A 22,002-nucleotide genomic window follows, 5' to 3' on the forward strand; every position below is an offset into this window, starting at 1 on the left:
TTTTATGATGGCATTGAGAGATATTCAGGATGAGCTGATGTGGTGTGCGATAGCAGCCCCCGGCTCAATCCCGAGAAAGCTAAGAGCCATGCGGGAGAGAGTGAAACGCTACATACTCCCCAAAAAAAGAAAACGGCCCAAAGCGAGGACCGTTCGTATTAATAAAACTCGCTACCCTGTTCGCTCTAAGCATCTTAAGTGATAGGTGTTAGCCTTTGAGCGGGTTGTTTTTTCTCTGACGTTCAGCCAAAGGCCAACAGATCCTAGAGACGATAAAACGTGGAAGCGTTTTGATACATGATCTTTTGTAGAGCTTCCCTAGCAAAGTTGAGTGAGAGATAGTCTTGCCAAAGCTCTGTGTAGGACGTTCTGAACAGTGTCAGAGGGAAATTGCTCGCCAGCATGACTCGGTCATGTCCAAATGCGGCAATTAAAGTCTCGATGGTTTGTGCAATGGCATTAACCGGAAAGTGTCTGTCCGCCATTTCCCAACCTGATGCCTTCACCCAAAGGTTATTCAAACCAGAAAGCTTCTCAATATTCTCCTTCCAGCCCGCAGAGTTTGCTGGTGGTGGAAAACCAGCGTGGTTAAGGACAACATGGAGAGAAGGTAAGTGACCAATGACATCGAGAAATGCAGCAACAGCTCTGTCGTCGTTGGCATCAAATTGAGCTTCGAAGATCACTCCTTCTTTTTCTAGATGTGCGAGATTCCGTTTTACCTGCTGATTGCTTAGCAAGGTTACCGCATCGTCATCCAGAATATGTCGAACCCCCACCACAGAGCTCAGCGTTTTCAAGCGCGTCACCTGCTCACTAAACACTTCGGAAGAGAGGGTCAGGTCCGCACAGGCAATGCTTCTGAATGGTAATTGGCAGGTGCTTTCGAGCCATTCGATTTCTCGCCAGGGGGCTTCGTTATCGAACCCTGCTTCAACGTGCACAAAGCCCGCGAGTTCTGCGGGTATAGAAACCTGTAAGTCTGCTTCAGAAAAGTCTCTTTGTATAACGGCTTTATCCTGCCAGAAGGGGGGATTGCCAGTTTGTAGCCAACCGTATTTACCTTTCTGGCGATCGAATAAATGCAGGTGAGGATCGATAAACTTCATGGTTACTGTGCCGTGTAGCCGCCATCAACAGCATGAAGGCTGCCCGTGATGAAACTGGCTTTTTCGCTAGCTAAGAAAACGACCATGTTGGCCACTTCCTCCGGCTGAGCAATGCGTCCCAGTGGCTGCAAATTGCCTTCTTCTTTATGGACGACTTCTTTATCTGCCCCCGAACGCTCGCAGTAGGCATCAATCGCTTTATGATAAAGCGGTGTTTCTGTGGTTCCTGCACATACTGCGTTGGCGCGGATGTTGAACTGGGCATAATCCAGAGCAGTGGTTTTTGCCATCGACGCAATCGCGTGCTTACTCAGGTTATAAACAAAGGAATTGCCTTTAGCGATGGTGCATTGGTCAGAGCCAAGCAGCACGATGCTACCAGATTTCGCTGCTTTCATGGTTGGTAGGCAAGCGCGAATCGCGTAGTAAGCACCTTTTACATTGATGCTCATGACGCGATCGAAATCTTCTTCGCTGGTATTTTCGATGTTTGAACTGAAATGGATGCCGGCATTACACACCAAGGCATTAATCTGGCCTTCGTTTGTAATGACCTGCTCAACAGCGGCAGCGACAGCCGCTGAGTTCGTCACATTGCAATCCATCCAATTTCCACGAGGGCCTTCCTGAATATCCAGCGAGTAAACGGTGTATCCATCTCCAATAAACCCGTCTACGACCGCGAGGCCGATCCCTGCTGAGCCACCGGTGACTACCGCTACTTTTTTCATTGTTATCCTTAGATATTCATTTTTGCGGACTGTGCCGACCTCTTTAGTATGGAAGAGATCTTCGGTGTGGAAGCCGAGTGTGTCAACAACTTCGAACCTTGTCAGTATCTTGTCAGTTGACTTAGGGGATGGAGCGCGCAAAATGAGTGGTTTGATAATTGAGCCATGGAAGCATGATGGGCAAGACTTTTAAACTCCAATCACCGTTTGAACCCTCAGGTGATCAGCCAACGGCGATCAGTCGGTTGTTGGAAGGGTTGGACTCTGGCCTCGCCCACCAAACGCTGCTGGGTGTGACGGGCTCAGGTAAGACGTATACCATGGCTAATGTGATTGCTGAGGCGGGACGCCCGACAATGGTTCTGGCACCTAACAAAACGCTGGCAGCGCAGTTATATGGTGAGATGCGAGAGTTCTTCCCGGAAAATGCGGTTGAGTATTTCGTTTCTTACTATGACTACTATCAACCTGAAGCCTATGTGCCTGCTTCCGACACCTTTATCGAAAAAGACGCTTCTATCAACGAACACGTTGAGCAGATGCGCCTTTCTGCCACTAAAGCCCTGATGGAGCGCCGCGATGTGGTGATTGTTGCCTCTGTTTCAGCAATTTACGGTCTGGGGGATCCAGATTCATATCTAAAGATGATGTTGCACCTGCGTCGTGGTGACATGATAGAACAGCGCTTGATTTTGCGCCGACTTGCAGAGCTTCAATATACCCGCAACGATCAAGCTTTTAGCCGCGGTACGTTCCGTGTGCGCGGTGAGGTAATTGATATCTTCCCAGCAGAATCTGATCGTGATGCTATCCGCATTGAGCTATTTGATGATGAAGTGGAATGCATCAGCGTCTTTGACCCGCTGACCGGATCGATTTCTGAACGTAATCTGCCGCGTGCGACGATTTATCCGAAAACCCACTACGTGACGCCGCGAGAGAAAATTCTAGACGCCATTGAGCACATCAAAGTTGAATTGGCTGATCGAAAAAAAGTCCTGTTGGAGAACAATAAGCTGATTGAAGAGCAGCGTATTTCCCAGCGCACCCTTTTTGACCTAGAAATGATGCAGGAGTTGGGCTATTGCTCAGGCATTGAGAACTACTCTCGCTACTTGAGTGGCCGAACGGAAGGGGAGCCGCCTCCAACACTGTTTGACTACTTGCCTGCTGATGGTCTTCTTATCATCGATGAATCGCACGTTACTGTGCCGCAGATAGGCGCGATGTATAAAGGCGACCGTTCGCGTAAAGAAACGCTGGTGGAGTACGGTTTCCGACTACCTTCTGCGTTAGATAACCGCCCGCTTAAGTTTGATGAATTTGAGTCTCTGGCACCCCAAACCATTTATGTCTCTGCCACGCCGGGTAAATATGAGCTGGAAAAATCTGATGGTGAAATCGCCGATCAGGTGGTGCGTCCAACAGGTCTTCTTGACCCAGAGGTAGAAGTACGTCCGGTCGCGACTCAGGTAGACGACTTACTGTCAGAAATTCGCCTTCGCACTCAAAAAGATGAGCGAGTACTGGTAACGACGCTGACCAAACGTATGGCTGAAGATCTCACTGAGTATTTGGAAGAACATGATGTTAGGGTTCGCTACCTGCATTCAGATATCGATACCGTTGAACGTGTGGAGATCATCCGGGATTTGAGACTGGGTGAGTTTGACGTCCTTGTGGGGATCAACTTGCTGCGAGAAGGCCTCGACATGCCAGAGGTGTCACTGGTGGCTATTCTGGATGCAGATAAGGAAGGTTTCCTGCGCTCAGACCGGTCTCTTATTCAGACTATCGGTCGTGCAGCGCGTAACCTTGCCGGCAAGGCGATTCTGTATGGGGACAGCATTACAGGTTCTATGCAGCGTGCAATAGAAGAGACAGAGCGTCGCCGTGCGAAACAGCAGGCCCATAACGAAGAACACGGAATTGTTCCTCAGAAGCTCAATAAGAAGATTGCTGATGTAATGGAATTAGGCGGCAAACGTCGGCCGCAGAAGCCAAAAGTGTCTTCATCGCTTAAGGCGGTGGCAGAAGAAGATGCCGCTTATGTGGCTAAATCACCGCAGCAAATTGAAGCTCAGATTCAGAAATTAGAAGCAAAAATGTATGAGGCAGCGCAGAATCTGGAGTTTGAAACAGCGGCGGGCTTGCGAGATGAAATTGCTGATTTGCGGTCACTTTTTATCCAAAATAGCTAAAAAAAAGCCAACCGCAAAAAGGTCGGTTGGCTATCTTGTTTCAGTGAACGAAGTGCTCACAAACAACGTCAGTTGGCTAGGTGACCCAGAAGGGTCACTTTCAATAAAGCATTAAGTGTGCCAACATTTTTAACGCATGACGTAGCAATTTCATCGAAGTAGAGCTAACTTATTTGCAATTTCTTTTGCAAATTGCAATGCAAAACGCACCGATTTGCCTGTGCCGATGAAAATCGGCGTTATACTTGGTACTGACTTTCTAACGAAAAGATAGATTTATTGAGGAATCGATGGCGGGGGTTCAATGCTAGATTCTGGCGCCAAAAAACGCATCTTAATGGTGGAAGACACCGCTTCTGTAGCCGCATTGTACAAGTCATACCTCAACCCTCTTGATGTAGAGGTTGAGATTGCAAGTACAGGTGAAGAGGCCATTTACCACTTTTCTTCAGGCAGCTTTTCCTTAGTTCTGTTGGATTTGCGATTGCCTGATATTTCTGGTTTCGACGTGCTTTCTAAAATCCGTGAACATCACCCAGATATTCCCGTGGTGATCATGACGGCGCATGGCTCTATTGATGCAGCGGTAGAGGCTATGCGCTATGGCGCAAGCGACTTTCTCATCAAGCCTTGCGAGGCAGACTTGTTACGAGTAACAGTCAATAATGCACTGAAACCAAAGAGTAAAGTTGGCGGACAATCCCCAGAAGGGGCTTACTATGGTTTCATCGGCCACAGTGTCCCCATGCAGGCGGTATACCGCGTTATAGACTCGGCGGCACCGAGTAAGGCAACTGTATTTATCACAGGTGAAAGTGGCACGGGTAAAGAGGTTTGTGCAGAAGCTGTCCATGCGGCAAGCTCACGCGCCAAAAAACCATTTGTCGCGATCAACTGTGCTGCTATTCCCAAAGATCTCATCGAAAGTGAGTTGTTTGGTCACATGAAAGGCGCTTTTACTGGCGCGGCCTCTGAGCGTGAGGGGGCGGCAGAAATGGCCGATGGTGGCACATTGTTCTTAGATGAAATCTGCGAAATGGATTTGGATCTTCAATCTAAATTGCTGAGGTTTATTCAAACAGGCACGTTTCAAAAAGTAGGATCTTCCAAGGTAAAACAAGTAGATGTGCGATTTGTTTGCGCGACAAACCGCGATCCTTGGGAGGAGGTTTTGAAGGGTAATTTCCGGGAAGATCTATATTACCGTCTACATGTCATTCCTTTGGCGCTTCCACCATTGCGTGAGCGTGGTGAAGATGTTGCAGAGATAGCCCAGTCCTTGCTTCTGATGTTTGCGATGGAGGAAGGAAAAGATTTCCGTACCTTCAATGCTGAAGTAACTGGTCGTTTGTTAAGCTATGAATGGCCAGGAAATGTGAGGCAATTGCAGAACGTGATCCGCAACATTGTCGTGCTACACAATGCGCGAGAAGTCACAGAACAAATGCTGCCTCCGCCATTAAATACAGTTTCTGGTGTCAAAATTGCATCTCCCCCAGTTAGAGCGACTAGGCAAACAGCAATTGCTCCTTCGCGCGACGATGATTTTTCTGTCGCGCCAGCGTTTTTGGATCAAGGGGTAGTGACAAAAGCCGACATTGAACCCCTGTGGTTGGTAGAAAAGCGAGCGATACAAATTGCTATTGATGCATGTGATGGGAACATTCCTCAGGCTGCAGGTCTGTTAGAGGTGAGTCCATCGACGATTTATCGCAAGCTGCAGAGTTGGCAAGAATCACAAGAAAAAAGGAACTAAGTTATGGCGTCGACAGTGAATCATGAGACGTTGCGGCGGCTGGCGGTTGAAGTAGGTGAGGACACAGTATCTTCGCTCCTGGTAGTATTTAGTGACGAACTAAGCCGATATTCTGATCAACTTTCAGAAGCACCAAGCGCAATGCAAGTACGAGAGATAAGCCATGCGATAAAAAGCAGTGCGGCCAGCTTCGGCGCAGATGAACTGGCAGAGCTGGCGCGTGAGTGTGAATCTCGTGTAAAACAGGGTCAGGAATCGTGGGTTCAAGACCAACTGCCTCGTCTGACAATGATGTTGCAGGGCACCGCAGTGCAATACAAAGCGTTAGCAGGTCAGCAAGATCTGCTGGATCGCTTGGGATAGTTTATCCCTATCATGACGCCACTCGTGGTTGACAGACGCTAAATCTGTCACCACCTGTCGGTAATGATCGTCCAGCTCTTCATCAATGTCTGGTCCTAAGACCATGTCAATTTTTCGTCCGCCCATCGAACGTTCACACCAAGTCAACATTGTTTTCAAAGACATTTGCCCAGCAGGACCATGCTCCTTTCCTAGATTCCGTATAAAAATGATTTTTGCTTCTGTCTGTTTGAGCGCCCGGCTTATTTCAGGTAGGAGTAATGGAGGCATCACGCTGGTTAGAAAGCTGCCAGGTCCCAGTACTACCAAGCTGGCTTGTTGAATCGCGATAACAGCTTCTTTGGTCGCTGGTACGACAGGTTCCAGCATCAGGCGTGCGGGTGGTTCTGGCAATTCATCAACATCAGTTTCTCCGGCGATCACTTCTCCTGTGGGAGTTTGTGCTGCAAGATCAGCAGGGTGTTCGGACATAGGTACAATATGGGGGGAAACCTTTAGCATATCCCTGATTAGGTTGATGGCTTCTAGGGGGCGAATAGAGAGGTTATCGAGTGCGGTGAGCATCAGATTACCCAGATTATGGCCATCGAGTTCGCCGTTGCCTTTGAAGCGATACTCAAAAATCATCGAACCGATAGAAGGCTCAGTGATCAGCTGATTAATGCAGTTTCTAGTATCGCCCCAGGCGATACCTCCCTGACACGCTCGAATACGGCCCGTAGAGCCGCCATTGTCCGTGGTTGTGACAACACCGGTGACAAGTTCGCCATGCTCACGCAAAGCTGACAAGACACGGCCAAGACCATGTCCGCCGCCAATGGCTACGATATTTTGTTTTGGTTCTTTCATCGCACTTCGTTCTTTATCGTCTTCTGTTGCCAATCATAAAGTATGCGCTGAAAAAGAATGCGGTTTGTCGCATTTTCTCACTGTATTTTCGGTTTTCGATCACGCAATGGGCAAAAAAAGACCAGCTTGCGCTGGTCTTTGGAGAATAGATTTGAGGTGAGATTAGTGCGGTTCTTTCATTAGACTGAGTAGATACTCAGCAGTGTCGCTACAAGTATGTGCCGCCATCAGAACTTGCTTCTCACTTGCCGGAATCGGCAGAAGTTCCAACCAGCGCTGACAAAGCCAGCTTAAATCATCAAAGTTTGGCTTTTTATGCAACGAGCTCAGCTCGGGATACCGCTCGAACATGATAAGTAGCCTTTCGGCTAAAGGTTGAGCATCGTTACTGACTGCACGCTCTGGCCAAGCTGGCAGTGTTTGACATACAGCTTCGACTACGCCGACATCATTTTCCTTAATGGTGTCGATCACAAAGCTCTCTTGGCCACACACTGTTATGGTTAGAGCACCGCTTTCCGGCGCCAGACTGAAGTCTTCAATTTTTACTCTTGTTCCAATCCCAGCTCCGATTGGGCTGGTTTCGTCCATACACACGCCGAGATCCATGCCGTTACGCATTGCATACTTCACTGTATTTAATTGCTCTCCGGGGGTCACGCGCAAAGGCAGACGTCCTGAAGGAAGGATATGACGGTTGTTGAAAAGGATTGGCAAAGTTATTGTCATCATTAGCTCCCGGTTTTTGCTGACGGCTTAGCACTTCTTCCCTGAGCCGCTTTTTATATGTATTTAATATCGGAACTACTTAGATACCCGTGTCGTACAAACGACAGTGCAAATTCAATGCCCAGACACTACATGACTGATTTTGCAGACATTTCACTTTTTGGCTCGCAAAATGCAATTTGAAATTGCAAATTAGAGCGTCTCAAAATGCAATGTGAGCCCACGTTTTGCCAGTTTTGAGTATGGAACGGAAAAGACAGATTGGTTGGAATTTTCCTTTTTCCAGACCCAATTTGAATTTCCACACATCGGTTGTGAGAAAATTGTGCTTTAAGGTTTTGTCTCAGATCTGTTTATGTTTTGAGACGGTGAGTAAAAAGTTAAAGCGTTGGCAAATCTGCACAGGAATGAGGGACATTTCTTGTTAACAAAAGACAAACTTTGCTAAATTAGACTTAAAGCTCCGGTCTTGTTGTTATGAACGACAAATCCGACGCAGGTAACTCCGAAGCCTATTTCGCTAAGTTCGCCAGAATATGTGGGATAGGCCGTGACCCTGAGTCACCAGGGCGGTCATAGAAATGTGCCCGTCTCCCGTATTTGGAAAGGTGTTTCGTGGCTGTTCAATTTGAAGATTCCTTCAATCGCAAGTTTTATTACTTGAGATTGTCTATTACTGATGTCTGTAACTTCCGTTGCACGTATTGTTTGCCGGACGGATACAAGCCTACGCAAAAAAATTCCAGCTTCCTGGGGCTGGATGAGCTTCATCGTGTGGTGGCTGCATTCGCTGATTGTGGTACCTCTAAAGTGCGTATCACCGGTGGCGAGCCGACGCTTCGTAAAGATTTCACTGACATTGTCTCTATGACCGCTGCGCAAAAAGGCATCGAGAAGATCGCGATGACAACTAATGGTTATCGCCTTGAGAAGCATGCTCAACATTGGCGTGATGCTGGCCTCACCAATATTAACGTTAGTGTCGATAGCCTGGATCCGCGTATGTTCCATGAGATCACGGGTGAGAATAAATTTCATCAAGTGATGCGCGGTATCGATGCCGCTTTCGATGCGGGGTTTGAGCAGGTCAAAGTGAATGCCGTTTTGCTGAAAGACTTGAACAGTGGCGAGCTACCCGCCTTTCTGAATTGGATAAAAGATAAGCCAATCCAACTGAGATTCATAGAGTTGATGCAAACGGGCGAAATGAATTCCCTGTTTGAGAACCACCACGTGTCTGGTGTGTCTATCCGAAATCACTTGATCGCTAATGGTTGGATTATGAAGGTCCGTAATCAAAGCGATGGTCCAGCAGAGGTGTTCTGCCACCCAGACTATACCGGTGAGATTGGTCTTATCATGCCGTACAAGAAAGATTTCTGTGATTCTTGCAATCGTCTCCGTGTCTCTGCAGTGGGCAAGCTCCACATGTGCTTGTTTGGTGATTACGGCGTCGAACTCCGTGATTTGCTTCAGAACGATGCGCAGGAAAAGGCGCTGATTGGACGTATCCAGAGTGCATTAGCAAGCAAAAAGCAAAGTCATTTTCTAGATCAGGGGCACACAGGCATGACGCCGCACCTGGCTTCTATCGGCGGATAACGCCGTTCCAGATATTACTCGTTGAGGTTCAAATTTTATGGGTCACGCTGTTACTGAATTTTCGCCTGCAAAAATTGCAGTCCTGACTGTTTCCGACACTCGCACTGAAGAAAACGATACGTCAGGCAAGTTCCTGGTTGATGCGCTGCAAGATGCGGGTCATCGACTGGCGGATAAAAAAATCGTTATTGATGACATTTACAAGATCCGCGCGATTGTTTCCCAGTGGATTGCTGACGAAAACGTACAGGCTGTTTTGATCACTGGTGGTACGGGTTTTACCTCCCGCGACAGCACGCCAGAGGCGCTGAAACCACTTTTCGACAAAGAAGTGGAAGGTTTTGGTGAGCTGTTCCGCGCAATTTCTTACCAAGAAATTGGTACGTCAACCATTCAGTCTCGCGCGATTGCTGGTTTTGCTAATCACACTGTCATTTTTGGGATGCCAGGTTCAACGGGGGCATGCCGCACTGGTTGGAATGGCATCATTAAGCAGCAGCTGGATGCGAGCCACCGTCCATGTAACTTCATGCCGCACCTAGGTAAATAATTCATGAGCGGCTTTACACATATTAATGCCTCAGGCGAGGCAAACATGGTTGATGTTTCTGGTAAAACGGAAACGGTTCGAGAAGCGCGTGCGGAAGCATTTGTGACCATGGCGACGGAAACACTGGCGCTAATTGTTTCAGGCAAGCACCATAAAGGTGATGTGTTCGCAACAGCACGTATCGCCGGTATTCAAGCTGCTAAGCGCACCTGGGATTTGATTCCGCTTTGTCATCCTTTGATGTTGTCGAAAGTGGAAGTATCACTGGAGGCTTTGCCAGAAACTTCGCAGGTACGTATCGAATCGGTTTGTAAGCTTTCCGGTAAAACAGGTGTTGAAATGGAAGCGCTGACGGCTGCTTCAGTGGCAGCACTGACAATCTACGACATGTGTAAGGCTGTGCAAAAAGACATGGTTATCAGTCAGGTTCGTCTGCTGGAAAAAACGGGCGGTAAATCAGGACACTTTAAGGTGGAAGGATGATTCAGGTACTCTTTTTTGCTCAGGTTAAAGAGCTGGTGGGCACGGCATCACTGACATTGGAAGGTGAGTTCCAATCTGCGGAAGACATCCGTCAGCATCTTGCAGAAAGAGGCGACAAATGGGCTTTGGCACTGGAGCAGGGTAAGCTTTTGGTAGCAATCAACCAGACCATTTCAGAGTTGTCATCGCCAGTGAAAGCTGGTGACGAGGTAGCCTTTTTCCCACCGGTGACTGGAGGCTGATAAATGATCTCAGTACAAGAACAGGATTTCTCCGTCGCAGAAGAATACCAGCGACTGAATGATCATGCTGGCGATGGCGCTATCGTGACCTTCATTGGCAAAGTTCGCGACATGAATCTTGGCGACAATGTCATGGGTCTGACCTTAGAGCATTACCCAGGGATGACGGAAAAGTCTCTGGCTGAGATTGTAGAGCAAGCGCAGTCTAGATGGCCGCTGACACATGTTCGCGTTATCCATCGTGTAGGTGCATTAGATATCGGCGACCAAATTGTTTTTGTGGGGGTCTCCAGTGCGCACCGTGGTGCTGCGTTTGAAGCTTGTGAGTTTGTGATGGACTATCTGAAAACCAAAGCGCCATTCTGGAAGAAAGAGCGTCTGACAGACCAAGAGCGTTGGATTGAAGCGCGCGACAGTGATGGGGATGCTGCAAAACGCTGGTAGCGTTTAATGGTTTCTTCGGAGCAAAAGAAAGGGATGCTGTTGCATCCCTTTATCGTTTTACTGGTTGTAGGTGTAAATTACTGGCAGCTTGCAGCGCCTAGCTCTTTCCAAACACCCCATTGACCAGTTGTGCCAGGTTCTTCGTTGGTGGTCCACCACTTGGCAGAGTACTCAACACCTTTATGAGTCACAACGTCACCTGAGTTGTAAACAGTACCTTCCGCCCAAGCATTAGGACAAGTCACTACAGGCTCATCTTTCGCGACGACAACCGATACGGTTGCAGAGTCGGTCAGCTTGCCATCTGATACGGTCACAGAGAATGTCAGTGTTGTATCTACTGAGTAGCTACCCGCAGTGAAAGTCAGTAAAGCGCCGTTTTGTGTTGCAGTCTCACCCGCTGGAATATCCCAGGTATAAGTCAGTGCATCATTGTTTGCATCGCTTGAGCCGCTAGCATCCACCAGAACCACATCACCTGCATTCGCTGTAGCTGGTGCTGTCAGCGCTGCTACTGGTGCTTCATTGACTGGATCAACAACTTTTGCTTTCGCAGTGACCACAACGGTATCGGTATCGGTTGCGCCTTCATTGTCTGACACAGTCAGTGAGAACACGAACTGGGTATCAGCAGTCACTGCTGGGATGTCCGCAGATGCGGTTGCAGTGCTTGTGCCAGTCAGTGCAACTGAAGGGCCTGAAGTCTGTTTCCAGCTGTACGCAACAACTTGACCATCCGTATCTTTCGATGCTGAACCGTCAAGTGCTACTGCCCCAGCAACGTTAACGGTAACATCTGCGCCTGCATTGGCTACCGGAACTTTATTAACTGGGTCAACTGGACCGCCTCTAAGAGATTCCTGCATTGCGTTCAGGATATCGCCATTGTCTGCATCAATTTCCCATGCAAACAGACCAGCGAAATTGTTTTCACGTACGTAAGCACCTTTTGCCTTGACTGAGCGCTCATTGTCGTATGTGACGAGGTCACCATTAGATGGATCCCAAGCCCATGGAGCTTCTGCTTGCTCGTCATAGCCAAGAACCACACCCGCTTTGTTCTCGTAGTCAGTCACGATATCTTTGTAATCGATAACGCCAGCTTCCCAAGAACCTGCAATCTTACCGTTACCTACACCTGTCATTGGGTTGGTGGGATCTGACATGCTTGCTTCAGTCACGCCCGTCCAGCCGCGGCCATACATGGCAGCACCAATAACCAGCTTCTGCGGTGGAACGCCTTTTTCAAGCAGCAGATTTACACCGTTTTTAGTCGTGTAAGCAGGGCCTTTTCGTGGTTTGCCGTCTGCATCAACACCTTTACCCACGCACTCGTCAGCAGACATGTGACTACCACAGTCCAGTGCTGCCTGGTGACCCACTACATTGTTCCAACCACCGTAGTAGTCGTAAGTCATAGCAAAGATGTAATCCATGTATGGAACAGCATCTACATAGTTCACGTCTTGAATCTTGTCGTAGCCTACACCAACTGCAGAAGTCAGTTCGTACGTGCGGCCCGTTTCCGCAGAAAGCTCATCCAGCATTGCGCGTAGTTCTTGCATCAGGATCGCGTAAGTATCGCCATCTTTCTCTGGGTCGCCAAGATTAGGGTTAGCACCTGAACCACCTGGGTATTCCCAGTCAATGTCTACACCGTCATAGAACTTCCAGGTTTGCAAGAACGTCTTCACTGAAGCGACAAACTTGTCACGTTTGGTTTTATCGCCAAACTCGTAGAATGGGTCTGAGAGTGTCCAGCCGCCGATAGAAGGAAGGATTTTCAGATCTGGATAACGCTGTTTCAGCGCCATGATCTGTCCGTAAGTACCTTTGTAAGAAGAAGAGTGACTCTGACCTGATTGTGGGTGAGGCATTTGAACTGCTGCCCATGGGTCATGAATAACGACTTCGTAGTCCGGCAAACCAGCACAAGCACGGTTCAGAGCTGCCAGTGGACCATCATCAAGAGAAGGGTTGTTACCACAAATTGGTACGAAGCCATAAATAATATGAGTCAGGTTCTGGGCTGGAATTTTGTCCACTGGGAATTTACGGCCGTAAACCCCCCATTCTACGAAGTACGCACCAACGACAGTGTCGTCTGGAGTGGTGTAGTTACCGTTGTTCGGGTCCACGTTCATCGGTAGTGGATCAAGGTGACTGCCGTCGGTGTCTGCAACCACGATTTGTTTCGGATCACTCTTTGTACATTCTTGAGCGGCATCACTACCACTACAAAGCTCTACGACCATGTCGTACTTGCCGCTTTTAGCAACCTGAAGAACCGTAGACTCTTTCTGGCTGGCTGCAGGTGCCACGCTAGCTTCATGAGCGATTTCACCATTCAGCAGTACGCGCCAGGTATCACCAGGTTCACCGGACCAGCGGTCCCAAGTGACAGGAACTTCTGCATACGGCTTAACCGTAACTAAGTCTTTATATGCACTGGCAGCATCGTTCACTTCAATAATGGCAAAGTTGGTTTCCATCCATGAAATGATTGGGGCACCGGGTGCCGCCATTGCAGGCGTAGCGGTAGCGCTGGCGATAGAGGCTGCGAGTAGCCCCTTTAGAAAAGCCTGTTTGTTCATCTTAATATCCCTCGAAAATTTATTGCGAGAATTATCTATCCGTCGCGTGAATATGAGCCAATCTGCGCTGACTCTGTCCTGATACTTGGTAAGAAAAGGATTTAAAGCAAAATCAGAGAGTAAGGAATTAGAGGTGTGGGAGATAAAATAGTAACGAGCTCGTTACATTGCGGGTGGTTTTTGAACAGGTCATCACAAAAATCGCACGCTTTATCGTCTTGGCGAATTAAGTTTTTGGTAAAAAAATAACCTCTCATCAGAGAGGCTATTTATCTACATAATGAACTGTGTATCAACGGGTGCCTTTTGCTTTTTCTTCGTTCGCCTGCTTTTTGGCAGAAGGAATAAAGCCATGTCGGACGCGAGAGCACAGAGGTCTAGATTGGGAACCAGCAGGTCTCATTTTATTGATCGTCTCTTTGTTTAATTGTTGGTTAATTCGGGTTGTTGCACCTCAGTGCCGATAAAACAAGCTTTCATTACATCGGTACAGAGACATAGTGCGCAATATTTAAGACTTTCACAATTGAATCTGGGTCACATCTCGAAATGGAGCGAATAAATTCTAACCAGCAACTTTTTTATTACCGTACGTTATTAAAATATCATAATTTGTAGTGTTTTTCGGTACCTACGCGCTCGCAATCTCATTGTTTCAAATGTGGGGCGGGGCAGTGATCAGGTTTTGCTACACTTTTGCTATAGGGAGAGAATTAAACACTGTATTTGTCTCCCTATGAATGTGCACCGTAGTTGAGTGTGCCATGGTGGAATGAATCAATCAGGAGGATCACAATGGGACATAGACGTATTAGTAATAAAAAGATGAAGCAAATGCTGCAAGAAGTTTTGCCCGATGATGTTAGCCAGGACAAGACAGGCGGGTTGGTTGAGGGTAAAGAGCAGAAAAGCGCTAATCAGGATCCCCTTGAAACGCAAGATCAGCAAAAATAAAAATCGTTTACATCCATTGATAAGCCAGTTGATTCCAACTGGCTTTTTTTGTTTCTTTCGCGAACGTGCGACAAATCCTGCCGTAATTTTGACCAATATTCATACTTAAGCCACTTATTTCATTTCAAGAAATTTTTAATGCACTTTAAAAACAATATTTTAAGAAATAACTTCAGTCACTTAGCACGCTTACTGTTTGGCTACTTTGAATAAGGTTTGGTTGATTTTATTCATTGATAGTGAATGAATAATCTTTTGATTATTTTTTAAATGACTGATATTAACGATTTTTGTTGCAAAAGATACCGATAACACCAGATTTTAATGCTCAATAAGTACGCCTTTAAGGAGATATCTACAATATTTCACTTTGATTACATCAGAAGGCGAAGCATATGTTCAACACGGCGCAGTGTAATAGTTATATACACTGTAAAATGTTGTTATGTTAGATACATGTGACTTTTTTTGTCGTTTTTGTGGCAAATTGCTTTGATGCTTGGTAATGTTCCAACCAATTCTCCGTATAACACACATTATTTGTGCCGGTAAGTGGCTTAATTCGCTTTCCGTTTTATGTTGACGGAGAGTGTCATGGATGCAACTGAAGGATAAATTGGAGTATCTGCATGTATAAGAACAAAATTACTCAGGCGCTGTTGCTTGGCGCTGGTATTTCTCTCCTAGCGGGCTGTGACAAGCCCGAGGAAAAACAAGCTGCACAGCCTGAGGCACAACCTCAAAGCACAGAGGTTAAATTTGCAGAAGTACAAGAGATTGTGAGAGGCAATGGTACTGAAGTGGCGTCACTGGACCCGCACAAAGTAGAGGGTGTGCCTGAGTCTCATGTATTGCGTGACCTGATGGAAGGTCTGGTTATTCAGGATGCTGTTGGTAACACTATCCCTGGCGCAGCAGAATCTTGGAGCACTGAAGACAACCAAACTTTCACATTCAAGATCCGCGAAGATGCTAAGTGGTCAAATGGTGACCCGGTAACAGCACAAGATTTTGAATACAGCTTTAAACGTGCCGCAGATCCAGCAACTGCTTCACCGTATGCTTGGTACATTGAATACACCAAGATGAAGAACGCGAAAGACGTTATTGCTGGAAAGAAACCAGCGAGCGAATTGGCTGTTAAAGCCATCGATGACCGAACGCTGGTCATTGAAACGGAAGTTCCACTGCCATACTTCGTTAAGATGATGGCGCACACTACGATGTATCCTGTACACAAAGCGACTGTAGAAAACTACGGTGATTCTTGGACTAAACCCGGTGTATTTGTAGGTAATGGTGCATACGTCTTGTCCGATTGGGTAGTTAACGAAAAAATCGTGTTAGAACGAAATAAAAACTATTGGGACAACGACGACACAGTGATAAATAAAGTCACTTTCCTTCCGATAGAAAATCAAAATGCGGAAATGAACCGCTTCCTATCTGGTGAAATTGATATCACTTATGAAGTGCCAAACGAGCAGTTTGGTCGTTTGCAAAAAGAACACCCAGAAAATGTAGTAGTATCTCCAAATCTGTGTACATACTACTACGGATTTAATACCGAGAAAGCACCATTCGACGATGTACGCGTTCGTAAAGCATTGTCTTACACTATCGACCGCGACATTGTGACCAAAGCCATCTTAGGCCAAGGTCAAAAGCCCGCGTTTGCTTTGACTCATAGTGGTATTACCGGATTTGCACCTACGAAACCTGAATATGCAACAATGGCTCAAGATCAGCGTGTTGAAGCCGCAAAAGAGCTTCTTGAAGAAGCTGGCTTTGGCCCCGACCAACCTCTGGACTTCACTCTGCTTTACAATACCAGCGAAAACCACAAGAAGATTGCCGTTGCAATCCAGTCTATGTGGAAAAAATCACTGGGTAACTTCGTGAATGTCACTCTAGAAAACCAAGAGTGGAAAACCTACCTGGACAACAGCAAGCAGGGTAACTTTGATGTACGTCGTGCAGGCTGGTGTGCGGACTACAATGAAGCATCTACTTTCCTAGCAATTGCGATGACTGAGAATGGTTCTAATGACCAGAAATACTCAAGCGCAGTCTTCGACAAAGCTATGAATGACGCGGTTAAAGTAGCGAAAACTGAAGCTGAGCGAAATAAGTTCTACGCGATTGCTGAAGCACAATTGGCACAGGATATGCCAATTGCACCTATCTATCAGTACGTCCAGCCACGTTTGGTTGGCACGCACGTAGGTGGCTACCCAGACCAAAACCCGCAAGACAATATCTACTCGAAAGATATGTTCATCATCGCAGAATAATAATAGCGCCACTCCATGCGCCTGTGGCTAAGCTATAGGCGCATGTTTTTTCGAACATAAGTAGGATGCTTTATGTTTAGATTGATTTTTACTCGTACACTGGAAGCGATACCAACCCTCTTGGTATTGATTACGATTTCCTTTTTCTTGATGCGTTTTGCGCCCGGAAATCCCTTTTCTTCAGAAAAAACATTGCCACAAGAGGTAATGCAAAACATTAACGCCAAATATGGTTTGGATAAGCCATTGTTTGAGCAATACACCACCTATCTTGGGAACGTGGTACTGCGTGGTGACTTCGGTCCTTCCTTCAAATACAAAGACTATACCGTCAATGAACTGATCGCCTCTGCTCTGCCTGTTTCTGCAAAAGTAGGCTTTTATGCATTCATTGTGACCGTCATCATCGGGGTCACTGTTGGCACCATCGCCGCGTTACGGCAAAACAGTTGGGTTGACTACCTCATCATGTCCACGTCGATGTTTGGGGTTGTGTTGCCGTCTTTCGTTCTTGCCCCAGTACTGATCTATATCTTCTCAATTGGTTTGGGTTGGCTACCAGCGGGTGGTTGGAATGGCGGCGCAATCCAATACATGATCCTGCCGATTGTCGCCATGTCGTTCCTGTATATCGCTACGTTTGCCCGTATTACCCGTGGCAGCATGATTGAAACCTTGAACAGTAATTTTATCCGAACCGCAAAAGCAAAAGGCCTGAGCATGAGATACATCGTTATCAAGCACGCTCTGCGTCCAGCGCTTCTGCCAGTGGTCTCATACATGGGGCCAGCGTTCGTGGGCATCATCACTGGCTCGGTGGTTATCGAAACCATCTTTGGTCTGCCAGGTATCGGAAAACTGTTCGTTAACGCAGCCTTCAACCGTGATTACTCACTGGTTCTGGGTGTCACCATCTTAATTGGCGCGCTGTTCATCATCTTCAACGCTATCGTCGATATTCTTTTGGCGTGGCTGGATCCGAAGATTCGTTATTGAGGTTTAAATCATGATTATAAAAAGAGAAGAAAATAACGAAGCTATCGAAAATTTCTCGGCAAAGCTGGAAGTAGAAGGTCGAAGCCTTTGGCAAGATGCGCGCATCCGTTTCATGCGCAACAAAGCTGCAATGACCAGTCTTTTCATTCTGATGTGTATCACTGCATGGGTATTGATTGGACCAATGTTCGCGACTTATGCGTTTGATGATACCGATTGGTATGCAATGCACGCTGCACCGTCTTTCGACGAAGAAGGCCATATTTTTGGTACCGATGCGCTGGGGCGTGATATCTATGTCCGTACGCTGGTTGGTGGCCAAATTTCATTAATGGTTGGTCTGATGGGTGCCTTGGTAGCTGTTGTGATCGGTACTATCTATGGTGCTACTTCTGGCTATATTGGTGGTCGAACTGACCGTGTGATGATGCGTATCCTGGAAATTCTGAATGCCATTCCATTCATGTTCCTGGTTATCGTACTGGTGACCTTCTTCGGGCGTAATATCTTCCTGATTTTCGTCGCTATCGGTGCCATTGCCTGGCTGGATATGGCACGTATCGTACGTGGCCAGACACTCAGTTTGCGTAACAAGGAATTTATCGAAGCGGCACACGTATGTGGTGTTAGCACCAAGAATATTATCCTCCGTCATATCGTACCGAACGTGCTGGGTATCGTAGCGGTTTACTCAACTCTGCTTATCCCAACCATGATTCTGATTGAGTCATTCCTGAGCTTCTTGGGCCTAGGTGTTCAAGAACCAATGACCAGCTGGGGCGCGCTGTTACAGGAAGGTTCCCAAACCATGGAACTGGCTATCTGGCAGTTGGCTTTCCCAACGCTGTTTATGGTCACCACACTGCTTTGCTTCAACTATGTGGGTGATGGTTTGCGTGACGCGCTGGATCCGAAGGATCGATAAGGGGGAAGTATGAGCCTATTAGATGTAAAAGATCTGCGCGTAGAGTTTAAAACCCAGGATGGGTCTGTCACCGCAGTTAATGACCTGAACTTCTCACTCGACCGCGGCGAAACGTTGGGCATTGTGGGTGAGTCAGGTTCAGGTAAAAGCCAGACCGTGTTTTCTATCATGGGTCTTCTGGCGAAAAATGGCGTTGTTTCCGGTAGCGCCAAGTTTGAAGGTAATGAGATTCTGAACCTTCCGGAGAAGGAACTGAATAAAATCCGCGCGGAACAAATCGCGATGATTTTCCAGGATCCAATGACTTCTTTGAACCCGTTTATGAAAGTCAGCGACCAGTTGATGGAAGTTCTTATGCTTCATAAAGGCATGGGGAAAGCGGAAGCATTCGAAGAGTCTGTTCGCATGCTTGAAGCGGTGAAAATTCCTGAAGCGCGTAAGCGTATCACCATGTACCCGCATGAATTCTCAGGCGGCATGCGCCAGCGGGTGATGATTGCGATGGCGCTACTGTGCCGACCAAAACTGCTGATTGCTGATGAACCAACGACTGCCCTTGATGTGACCGTACAGGCGCAGATCATGGAGCTGTTGAACGAGCTGAAATCTGAGTTCAATACTGCCATCATCATGATCACCCATGACCTGGGCGTCGTCGCAGGCTCTTGCGACAAAGTGCTGGTCATGTACGCGGGCCGTACCATGGAATACGGTAAGGTCGATGAGATTTTTTACAAGCCAAGCCACCCATACACAGAAGGGCTATTGAAGGCGATTCCACGTCTTGATACGGAAGGTGAAATTCTACCGACTATTCCGGGCAACCCGCCAAACCTTCTGAAACTGCCACCGGGCTGTCCATATCAGGACCGCTGCCATCGCGTTGGTGACCGCTGTAAGAGCGAATCGCCTATCCTGACGCCTTTTGCTGATGGACGTCTTCGCGCATGTTTTTCTGATCAGGAGGCTTGGTAATGGGTGCAATGGATAAAAAACTTCTACTGGATATTGAAGACCTGAAAGTGCACTTCAATATTGCATCAACATCGGTGTGGCCTTGGGCTAAACCAACGGCGCTGAAAGCAGTTGATGGTGTAGACATAAAGCTTTACGAAGGCGAAACCCTAGGTGTCGTGGGTGAGTCTGGCTGCGGTAAATCCACCTTTGCTCGTGCCGTGATTGGTTTGGTACAGGCGACGGAAGGCCAAGTTGTCTGGTTGGGCCAGGATTTGACTAAACTGGAAGGAAACGATCTGCGCGAGAAGCGCAAAGAAATCCAGATGATTTTCCAGGATCCCCTGGCATCTCTGAACCCACGAATGACAGTGGGCGACATCATCGCTGAACCTCTGAAAACCTTCTATCCAGAACTGTCTAAGGACGAAGTAAAACAGCAGGTGCAAGCAATGATGACCCGTGTTGGTTTGCTGCCGAACGTGATTAACCGTTATCCGCATGAGTTCTCAGGCGGTCAGTGTCAGCGTATCGGTATTGCACGCGCGCTCATCTTGAAACCTAAGTTGGTGATCTGTGACGAGCCGGTTTCTGCGCTGGACGTATCTATTCAAGCGCAGGTAGTAAACCTGCTGAAAGAACTGCAAAAAGAAATGGGCTTGAGCCTGATCTTTATCGCGCACGACCTTTCAGTTGTGAAGCACATTTCTGATCGCGTTCTGGTGATGTATTTGGGTAACGCCGTGGAACTTGCGGAGGGCAAAGCGCTTTTCGACAACCCGCAACACCCATACACCAAAGCACTGATGTCTGCGGTTCCCGTGCCGGATCCTGTGAAAGAACGGAACAAGGAAATTCAACTGTTGGAAGGTGAGTTGCCTTCGCCGATGAACCCACCTTCAGGTTGTGTATTCCGTACCCGTTGCCCCCAAGCAACAGACGCGTGTTCACAGACGAAACCAAGGCTGGCAGGGACGGATTTGCATTCTGTATCCTGTCTGCAGGTCCATCTTTAACCGATAGCTGATACGAAAAAGCCTTCCAAACGGAAGGCTTTTTTATTTCTAGATTTCAGCGCATTAGGCCTGCGGATACCACAATCCCTCATTGCAGAAATCAAGCAACAGTGCCAAAAGGGCAGGGTTGTTAGCAATTGCACCCAAATCTTCGCCCGAGAAGTATTCCATGTCACAGAAGACTTTTGCCGCCGCTTCACAACCTTCTGGCAGTTCAATGGTTTCGCCGTTGATGAAAACCAGTGAAGGGTTGTTTTCGTGGTAAAGCGCTTTAAGACCAGACACTTTTTCCAGATATAAACCGTCTTCCATAAACTGCTGAAGCTCGTCAGATTGCCATGGTGGATCCGCTGGCATGATGTCTAGCTCGTGGCGAGACTGACTGAGTTGCTCACCCATCCATCGTGCTTTGGCATCTTCATCGTTGATCAGCTTCATCAGCATGTCGTTTAGCGCATTGTATTCCGCTGTTGGGATCATGCCGTGCTCGTCACGGGTTTGGATATTTGGATCGTAGAAGTGCTTGTCACCCAATTCATTGGTCAGCACAAAATCTGCAAAGCCGTTGAGAAGCTCTTGTTTCTTCGGCGAGCGATAACCTACCGAATAGCTGAGTGATACTTCAATAGTATTGCCTTCGTGCGGGAAGCCCGGCGGAATGTAAAGGATGTCACCTGGCTCGAGGATCTCGTCGATAATCGGGTCGAAGCCTTCAATTTGACGGAGGCCAGTATGGTGATTGGCATCTTTGTATTCGCCTTTATCCCCGACACGCCAGCGACGCTTACCCATGCCCTGACAGATAAACACATCATATTGGTCAATGTGTGGACCCACGCCGCCTTCCGGCATAGACAGACAAACCATCACGTCATCGAACAGCCAGTTCGGGAGACCACGGAAAGGTTCGGATAACGCGCGCGGTCCCGGGTGCCAGTGGTTAGCAGCCTGAACAATCAGCTGGGAATGCGTGTCTGGGAAGCTTTCAAAGCTCTCAAATGGCCCGTGTTGAACTTCCCAGTTACCATCCAGATTGGACACAAAACGGGAATCGATTTCTTCTTCCATCGCCAGACCCGCCACTTCGTCCGGGCTGATAGGATCTTCAAAATCGATGAAACCGTTTTTAATCACAACAGGCTCTTTGTGCCAGAAGCGGGTAAGGAAATCGTTCAGATCAAAATTTAACTGATACATAGTGGGATTGCTG

Annotated in this window: 20 protein-coding genes, 1 pseudogene and 1 riboswitch; of the genes and pseudogenes, 15 read left to right on the forward strand and 6 right to left on the reverse strand. The window is 47.5% G+C overall.

The window, feature by feature from the left end; all coding sequences use genetic code 11:
• Positions 1-202: pseudogene (locus GMA8713_RS28220) on the forward strand (IS4 family transposase); the annotation flags it as partial.
• 61 nt (positions 203-263) lie between these two features.
• Here the strand turns inward: GMA8713_RS28220 and GMA8713_RS21185 are convergent.
• Positions 264-1,109: an amidohydrolase family protein gene (locus GMA8713_RS21185; protein ID WP_062714021.1), complete on the reverse strand. Its 846-nt coding sequence runs from the start codon at positions 1,107-1,109 to the stop codon at positions 264-266.
• 2 nt (positions 1,110-1,111) lie between these two features.
• Positions 1,112-1,840, reverse strand: coding sequence for an SDR family NAD(P)-dependent oxidoreductase (locus tag GMA8713_RS21190; RefSeq protein WP_062714024.1), 729 nt, complete (start codon positions 1,838-1,840; stop codon positions 1,112-1,114).
• 176 nt (positions 1,841-2,016) lie between these two features.
• Between GMA8713_RS21190 and uvrB the strand changes: the two genes are divergently transcribed.
• The 3 genes from uvrB (at position 2,017) to GMA8713_RS21205 (ending at position 6,160) form a co-directional block, all read left to right on the forward strand.
• Positions 2,017-4,041, forward strand: coding sequence for an excinuclease ABC subunit UvrB (gene uvrB / locus GMA8713_RS21195; RefSeq protein WP_062714026.1), 2,025 nt, complete (start codon positions 2,017-2,019; stop codon positions 4,039-4,041).
• Between the two features lie 304 nt (positions 4,042-4,345).
• Positions 4,346-5,797, forward strand: coding sequence for a quorum-sensing sigma-54 dependent transcriptional regulator LuxO (gene luxO, locus GMA8713_RS21200; protein ID WP_062714028.1), 1,452 nt, complete (start codon positions 4,346-4,348; stop codon positions 5,795-5,797).
• Positions 5,798-5,800: 3 nt separating this feature from the next.
• Entirely contained in the window at positions 5,801-6,160 is a 360-nt protein-coding gene (locus GMA8713_RS21205) for an Hpt domain-containing protein (protein WP_062714030.1), read from the forward strand.
• Here GMA8713_RS21205 and yvcK read toward each other — a convergent pair.
• Both yvcK and GMA8713_RS21215 read right to left on the reverse strand, forming a co-directional pair.
• Entirely contained in the window at positions 6,122-7,009 is an 888-nt protein-coding gene (yvcK, locus tag GMA8713_RS21210) for a uridine diphosphate-N-acetylglucosamine-binding protein YvcK (RefSeq protein WP_062714032.1), read from the reverse strand. The two genes, GMA8713_RS21205 and yvcK, sit on opposite strands and share 39 nt — an antisense overlap.
• 162 nt (positions 7,010-7,171) lie before the next feature.
• On the reverse strand, positions 7,172-7,741 hold the full coding sequence (locus tag GMA8713_RS21215; protein WP_232314514.1) for an LON peptidase substrate-binding domain-containing protein: 570 nt from the start codon (positions 7,739-7,741) through the stop codon (positions 7,172-7,174).
• Between the two features lie 488 nt (positions 7,742-8,229).
• A riboswitch (molybdenum cofactor riboswitch) is annotated at positions 8,230-8,365 on the forward strand.
• Here GMA8713_RS21215 and moaA point away from each other — a divergent pair.
• The 5 genes from moaA (at position 8,354) to moaE (ending at position 11,059) form a co-directional block, all read left to right on the forward strand.
• Positions 8,354-9,340, forward strand: a complete 987-nt coding sequence (gene moaA, locus GMA8713_RS21220) for a GTP 3',8-cyclase MoaA (RefSeq protein ID WP_062714060.1) — start codon at positions 8,354-8,356, stop codon at positions 9,338-9,340. Its footprint overlaps the riboswitch before it by 12 nt.
• A 37-nt stretch (positions 9,341-9,377) precedes the next feature.
• Positions 9,378-9,890, forward strand: coding sequence for a molybdenum cofactor biosynthesis protein B (gene moaB, locus GMA8713_RS21225; protein ID WP_062714035.1), 513 nt, complete (start codon positions 9,378-9,380; stop codon positions 9,888-9,890).
• Positions 9,891-9,893: 3 nt separating this feature from the next.
• Positions 9,894-10,373 carry a cyclic pyranopterin monophosphate synthase MoaC gene (gene moaC / locus GMA8713_RS21230; protein ID WP_062714037.1) on the forward strand — a complete coding sequence of 160 codons (480 nt, stop codon included), beginning with the start codon at positions 9,894-9,896 and terminating at the stop codon, positions 10,371-10,373.
• Entirely contained in the window at positions 10,370-10,615 is a 246-nt protein-coding gene (gene moaD, locus GMA8713_RS21235; protein WP_062714039.1) for a molybdopterin synthase sulfur carrier subunit, read from the forward strand. Before moaC ends, moaD begins: the two co-directional genes overlap by 4 nt.
• A gap of 3 nt (positions 10,616-10,618) precedes the next feature.
• Positions 10,619-11,059 (forward strand): molybdopterin synthase catalytic subunit MoaE, encoded by a 441-nt coding sequence (moaE, locus tag GMA8713_RS21240; RefSeq protein ID WP_062714041.1) that lies wholly within the window; start codon positions 10,619-10,621, stop codon positions 11,057-11,059.
• 77 nt (positions 11,060-11,136) lie between these two features.
• Here the strand turns inward: moaE and GMA8713_RS21245 are convergent, their stop codons facing one another.
• The gene (locus tag GMA8713_RS21245) at positions 11,137-13,653 is read right to left on the reverse strand and encodes a glycosyl hydrolase family 18 protein (protein WP_062714042.1); all 2,517 of its coding nucleotides are present in this window, start codon (positions 13,651-13,653) and stop codon (positions 11,137-11,139) included.
• Between the two features lie 795 nt (positions 13,654-14,448).
• Between GMA8713_RS21245 and GMA8713_RS27790 the strand changes: the two genes are divergently transcribed.
• The 6 genes from GMA8713_RS27790 (at position 14,449) to oppF (ending at position 20,792) form a co-directional block, all read left to right on the forward strand.
• Positions 14,449-14,607, forward strand: coding sequence for a hypothetical protein (locus tag GMA8713_RS27790; protein WP_198159558.1), 159 nt, complete (start codon positions 14,449-14,451; stop codon positions 14,605-14,607).
• A 629-nt stretch (positions 14,608-15,236) separates the two neighbouring features.
• Entirely contained in the window at positions 15,237-16,901 is a 1,665-nt protein-coding gene (locus GMA8713_RS21250; RefSeq protein WP_062714044.1) for an ABC transporter substrate-binding protein, read from the forward strand.
• 72 nt (positions 16,902-16,973) lie between these two features.
• Positions 16,974-17,897 carry an oligopeptide ABC transporter permease OppB gene (oppB, locus tag GMA8713_RS21255; protein ID WP_062714046.1) on the forward strand — a complete coding sequence of 308 codons (924 nt, stop codon included), beginning with the start codon at positions 16,974-16,976 and terminating at the stop codon, positions 17,895-17,897.
• 10 nt (positions 17,898-17,907) lie between these two features.
• The gene (gene oppC, locus GMA8713_RS21260) at positions 17,908-18,822 is read left to right on the forward strand and encodes an oligopeptide ABC transporter permease OppC (RefSeq protein WP_062714048.1); all 915 of its coding nucleotides are present in this window, start codon (positions 17,908-17,910) and stop codon (positions 18,820-18,822) included.
• Positions 18,823-18,831: 9 nt separating this feature from the next.
• Entirely contained in the window at positions 18,832-19,797 is a 966-nt protein-coding gene (locus GMA8713_RS21265) for an ABC transporter ATP-binding protein (protein WP_002539140.1), read from the forward strand.
• Positions 19,797-20,792, forward strand: a complete 996-nt coding sequence (gene oppF, locus GMA8713_RS21270; protein WP_062714050.1) for a murein tripeptide/oligopeptide ABC transporter ATP binding protein OppF — start codon at positions 19,797-19,799, stop codon at positions 20,790-20,792. The genes GMA8713_RS21265 and oppF overlap by 1 nt, the downstream gene beginning before the upstream one ends.
• 63 nt (positions 20,793-20,855) lie before the next feature.
• Here oppF and GMA8713_RS21275 read toward each other — a convergent pair whose 3' ends face one another.
• Positions 20,856-21,989, reverse strand: coding sequence for a ribosomal protein uL16 3-hydroxylase (locus GMA8713_RS21275; protein WP_062714052.1), 1,134 nt, complete (start codon positions 21,987-21,989; stop codon positions 20,856-20,858).
• Positions 21,990-22,002: the final 13 nt, after the last annotated feature.

The sequence above is a fragment of the Grimontia marina genome, assembly GCF_900060185.1.
Taxonomy (GTDB): Bacteria; Pseudomonadota; Gammaproteobacteria; order Enterobacterales; family Vibrionaceae; genus Enterovibrio; species Enterovibrio marinus.

Excerpts from the sequence above, each read along its gene's own strand:
- GMA8713_RS27790 (WP_198159558.1), top strand. The coding sequence starts at position 14,449 with ATGGGACATAGACGTATTAGTAATAAAAAGATGAAGCAAATGCTGCAA.
- oppF (WP_062714050.1), top strand. The coding sequence starts at position 19,797 with ATGGGTGCAATGGATAAAAAACTTCTACTGGATATTGAAGACCTGAAA.
- GMA8713_RS21250 (WP_062714044.1), top strand. The coding sequence starts at position 15,237 with ATGTATAAGAACAAAATTACTCAGGCGCTGTTGCTTGGCGCTGGTATT.
- GMA8713_RS21245 (WP_062714042.1), bottom strand. The coding sequence starts at position 13,653 with ATGAACAAACAGGCTTTTCTAAAGGGGCTACTCGCAGCCTCTATCGCC.
- moaE (WP_062714041.1), top strand. The coding sequence starts at position 10,619 with ATGATCTCAGTACAAGAACAGGATTTCTCCGTCGCAGAAGAATACCAG.
- moaB (WP_062714035.1), top strand. The coding sequence starts at position 9,378 with ATGGGTCACGCTGTTACTGAATTTTCGCCTGCAAAAATTGCAGTCCTG.
- GMA8713_RS21185 (WP_062714021.1), bottom strand. The coding sequence starts at position 1,109 with ATGAAGTTTATCGATCCTCACCTGCATTTATTCGATCGCCAGAAAGGT.
- oppC (WP_062714048.1), top strand. The coding sequence starts at position 17,908 with ATGATTATAAAAAGAGAAGAAAATAACGAAGCTATCGAAAATTTCTCG.
- GMA8713_RS21275 (WP_062714052.1), bottom strand. The coding sequence starts at position 21,989 with ATGTATCAGTTAAATTTTGATCTGAACGATTTCCTTACCCGCTTCTGG.
- yvcK (WP_062714032.1), bottom strand. The coding sequence starts at position 7,009 with ATGAAAGAACCAAAACAAAATATCGTAGCCATTGGCGGCGGACATGGT.
- GMA8713_RS21190 (WP_062714024.1), bottom strand. The coding sequence starts at position 1,840 with ATGAAAAAAGTAGCGGTAGTCACCGGTGGCTCAGCAGGGATCGGCCTC.
- moaC (WP_062714037.1), top strand. The coding sequence starts at position 9,894 with ATGAGCGGCTTTACACATATTAATGCCTCAGGCGAGGCAAACATGGTT.
- GMA8713_RS21265 (WP_002539140.1), top strand. The coding sequence starts at position 18,832 with ATGAGCCTATTAGATGTAAAAGATCTGCGCGTAGAGTTTAAAACCCAG.
- oppB (WP_062714046.1), top strand. The coding sequence starts at position 16,974 with ATGTTTAGATTGATTTTTACTCGTACACTGGAAGCGATACCAACCCTC.
- uvrB (WP_062714026.1), top strand. The coding sequence starts at position 2,017 with ATGGGCAAGACTTTTAAACTCCAATCACCGTTTGAACCCTCAGGTGAT.
- moaD (WP_062714039.1), top strand. The coding sequence starts at position 10,370 with ATGATTCAGGTACTCTTTTTTGCTCAGGTTAAAGAGCTGGTGGGCACG.
- GMA8713_RS21205 (WP_062714030.1), top strand. The coding sequence starts at position 5,801 with ATGGCGTCGACAGTGAATCATGAGACGTTGCGGCGGCTGGCGGTTGAA.
- GMA8713_RS21215 (WP_232314514.1), bottom strand. The coding sequence starts at position 7,741 with ATGATGACAATAACTTTGCCAATCCTTTTCAACAACCGTCATATCCTT.
- luxO (WP_062714028.1), top strand. The coding sequence starts at position 4,346 with ATGCTAGATTCTGGCGCCAAAAAACGCATCTTAATGGTGGAAGACACC.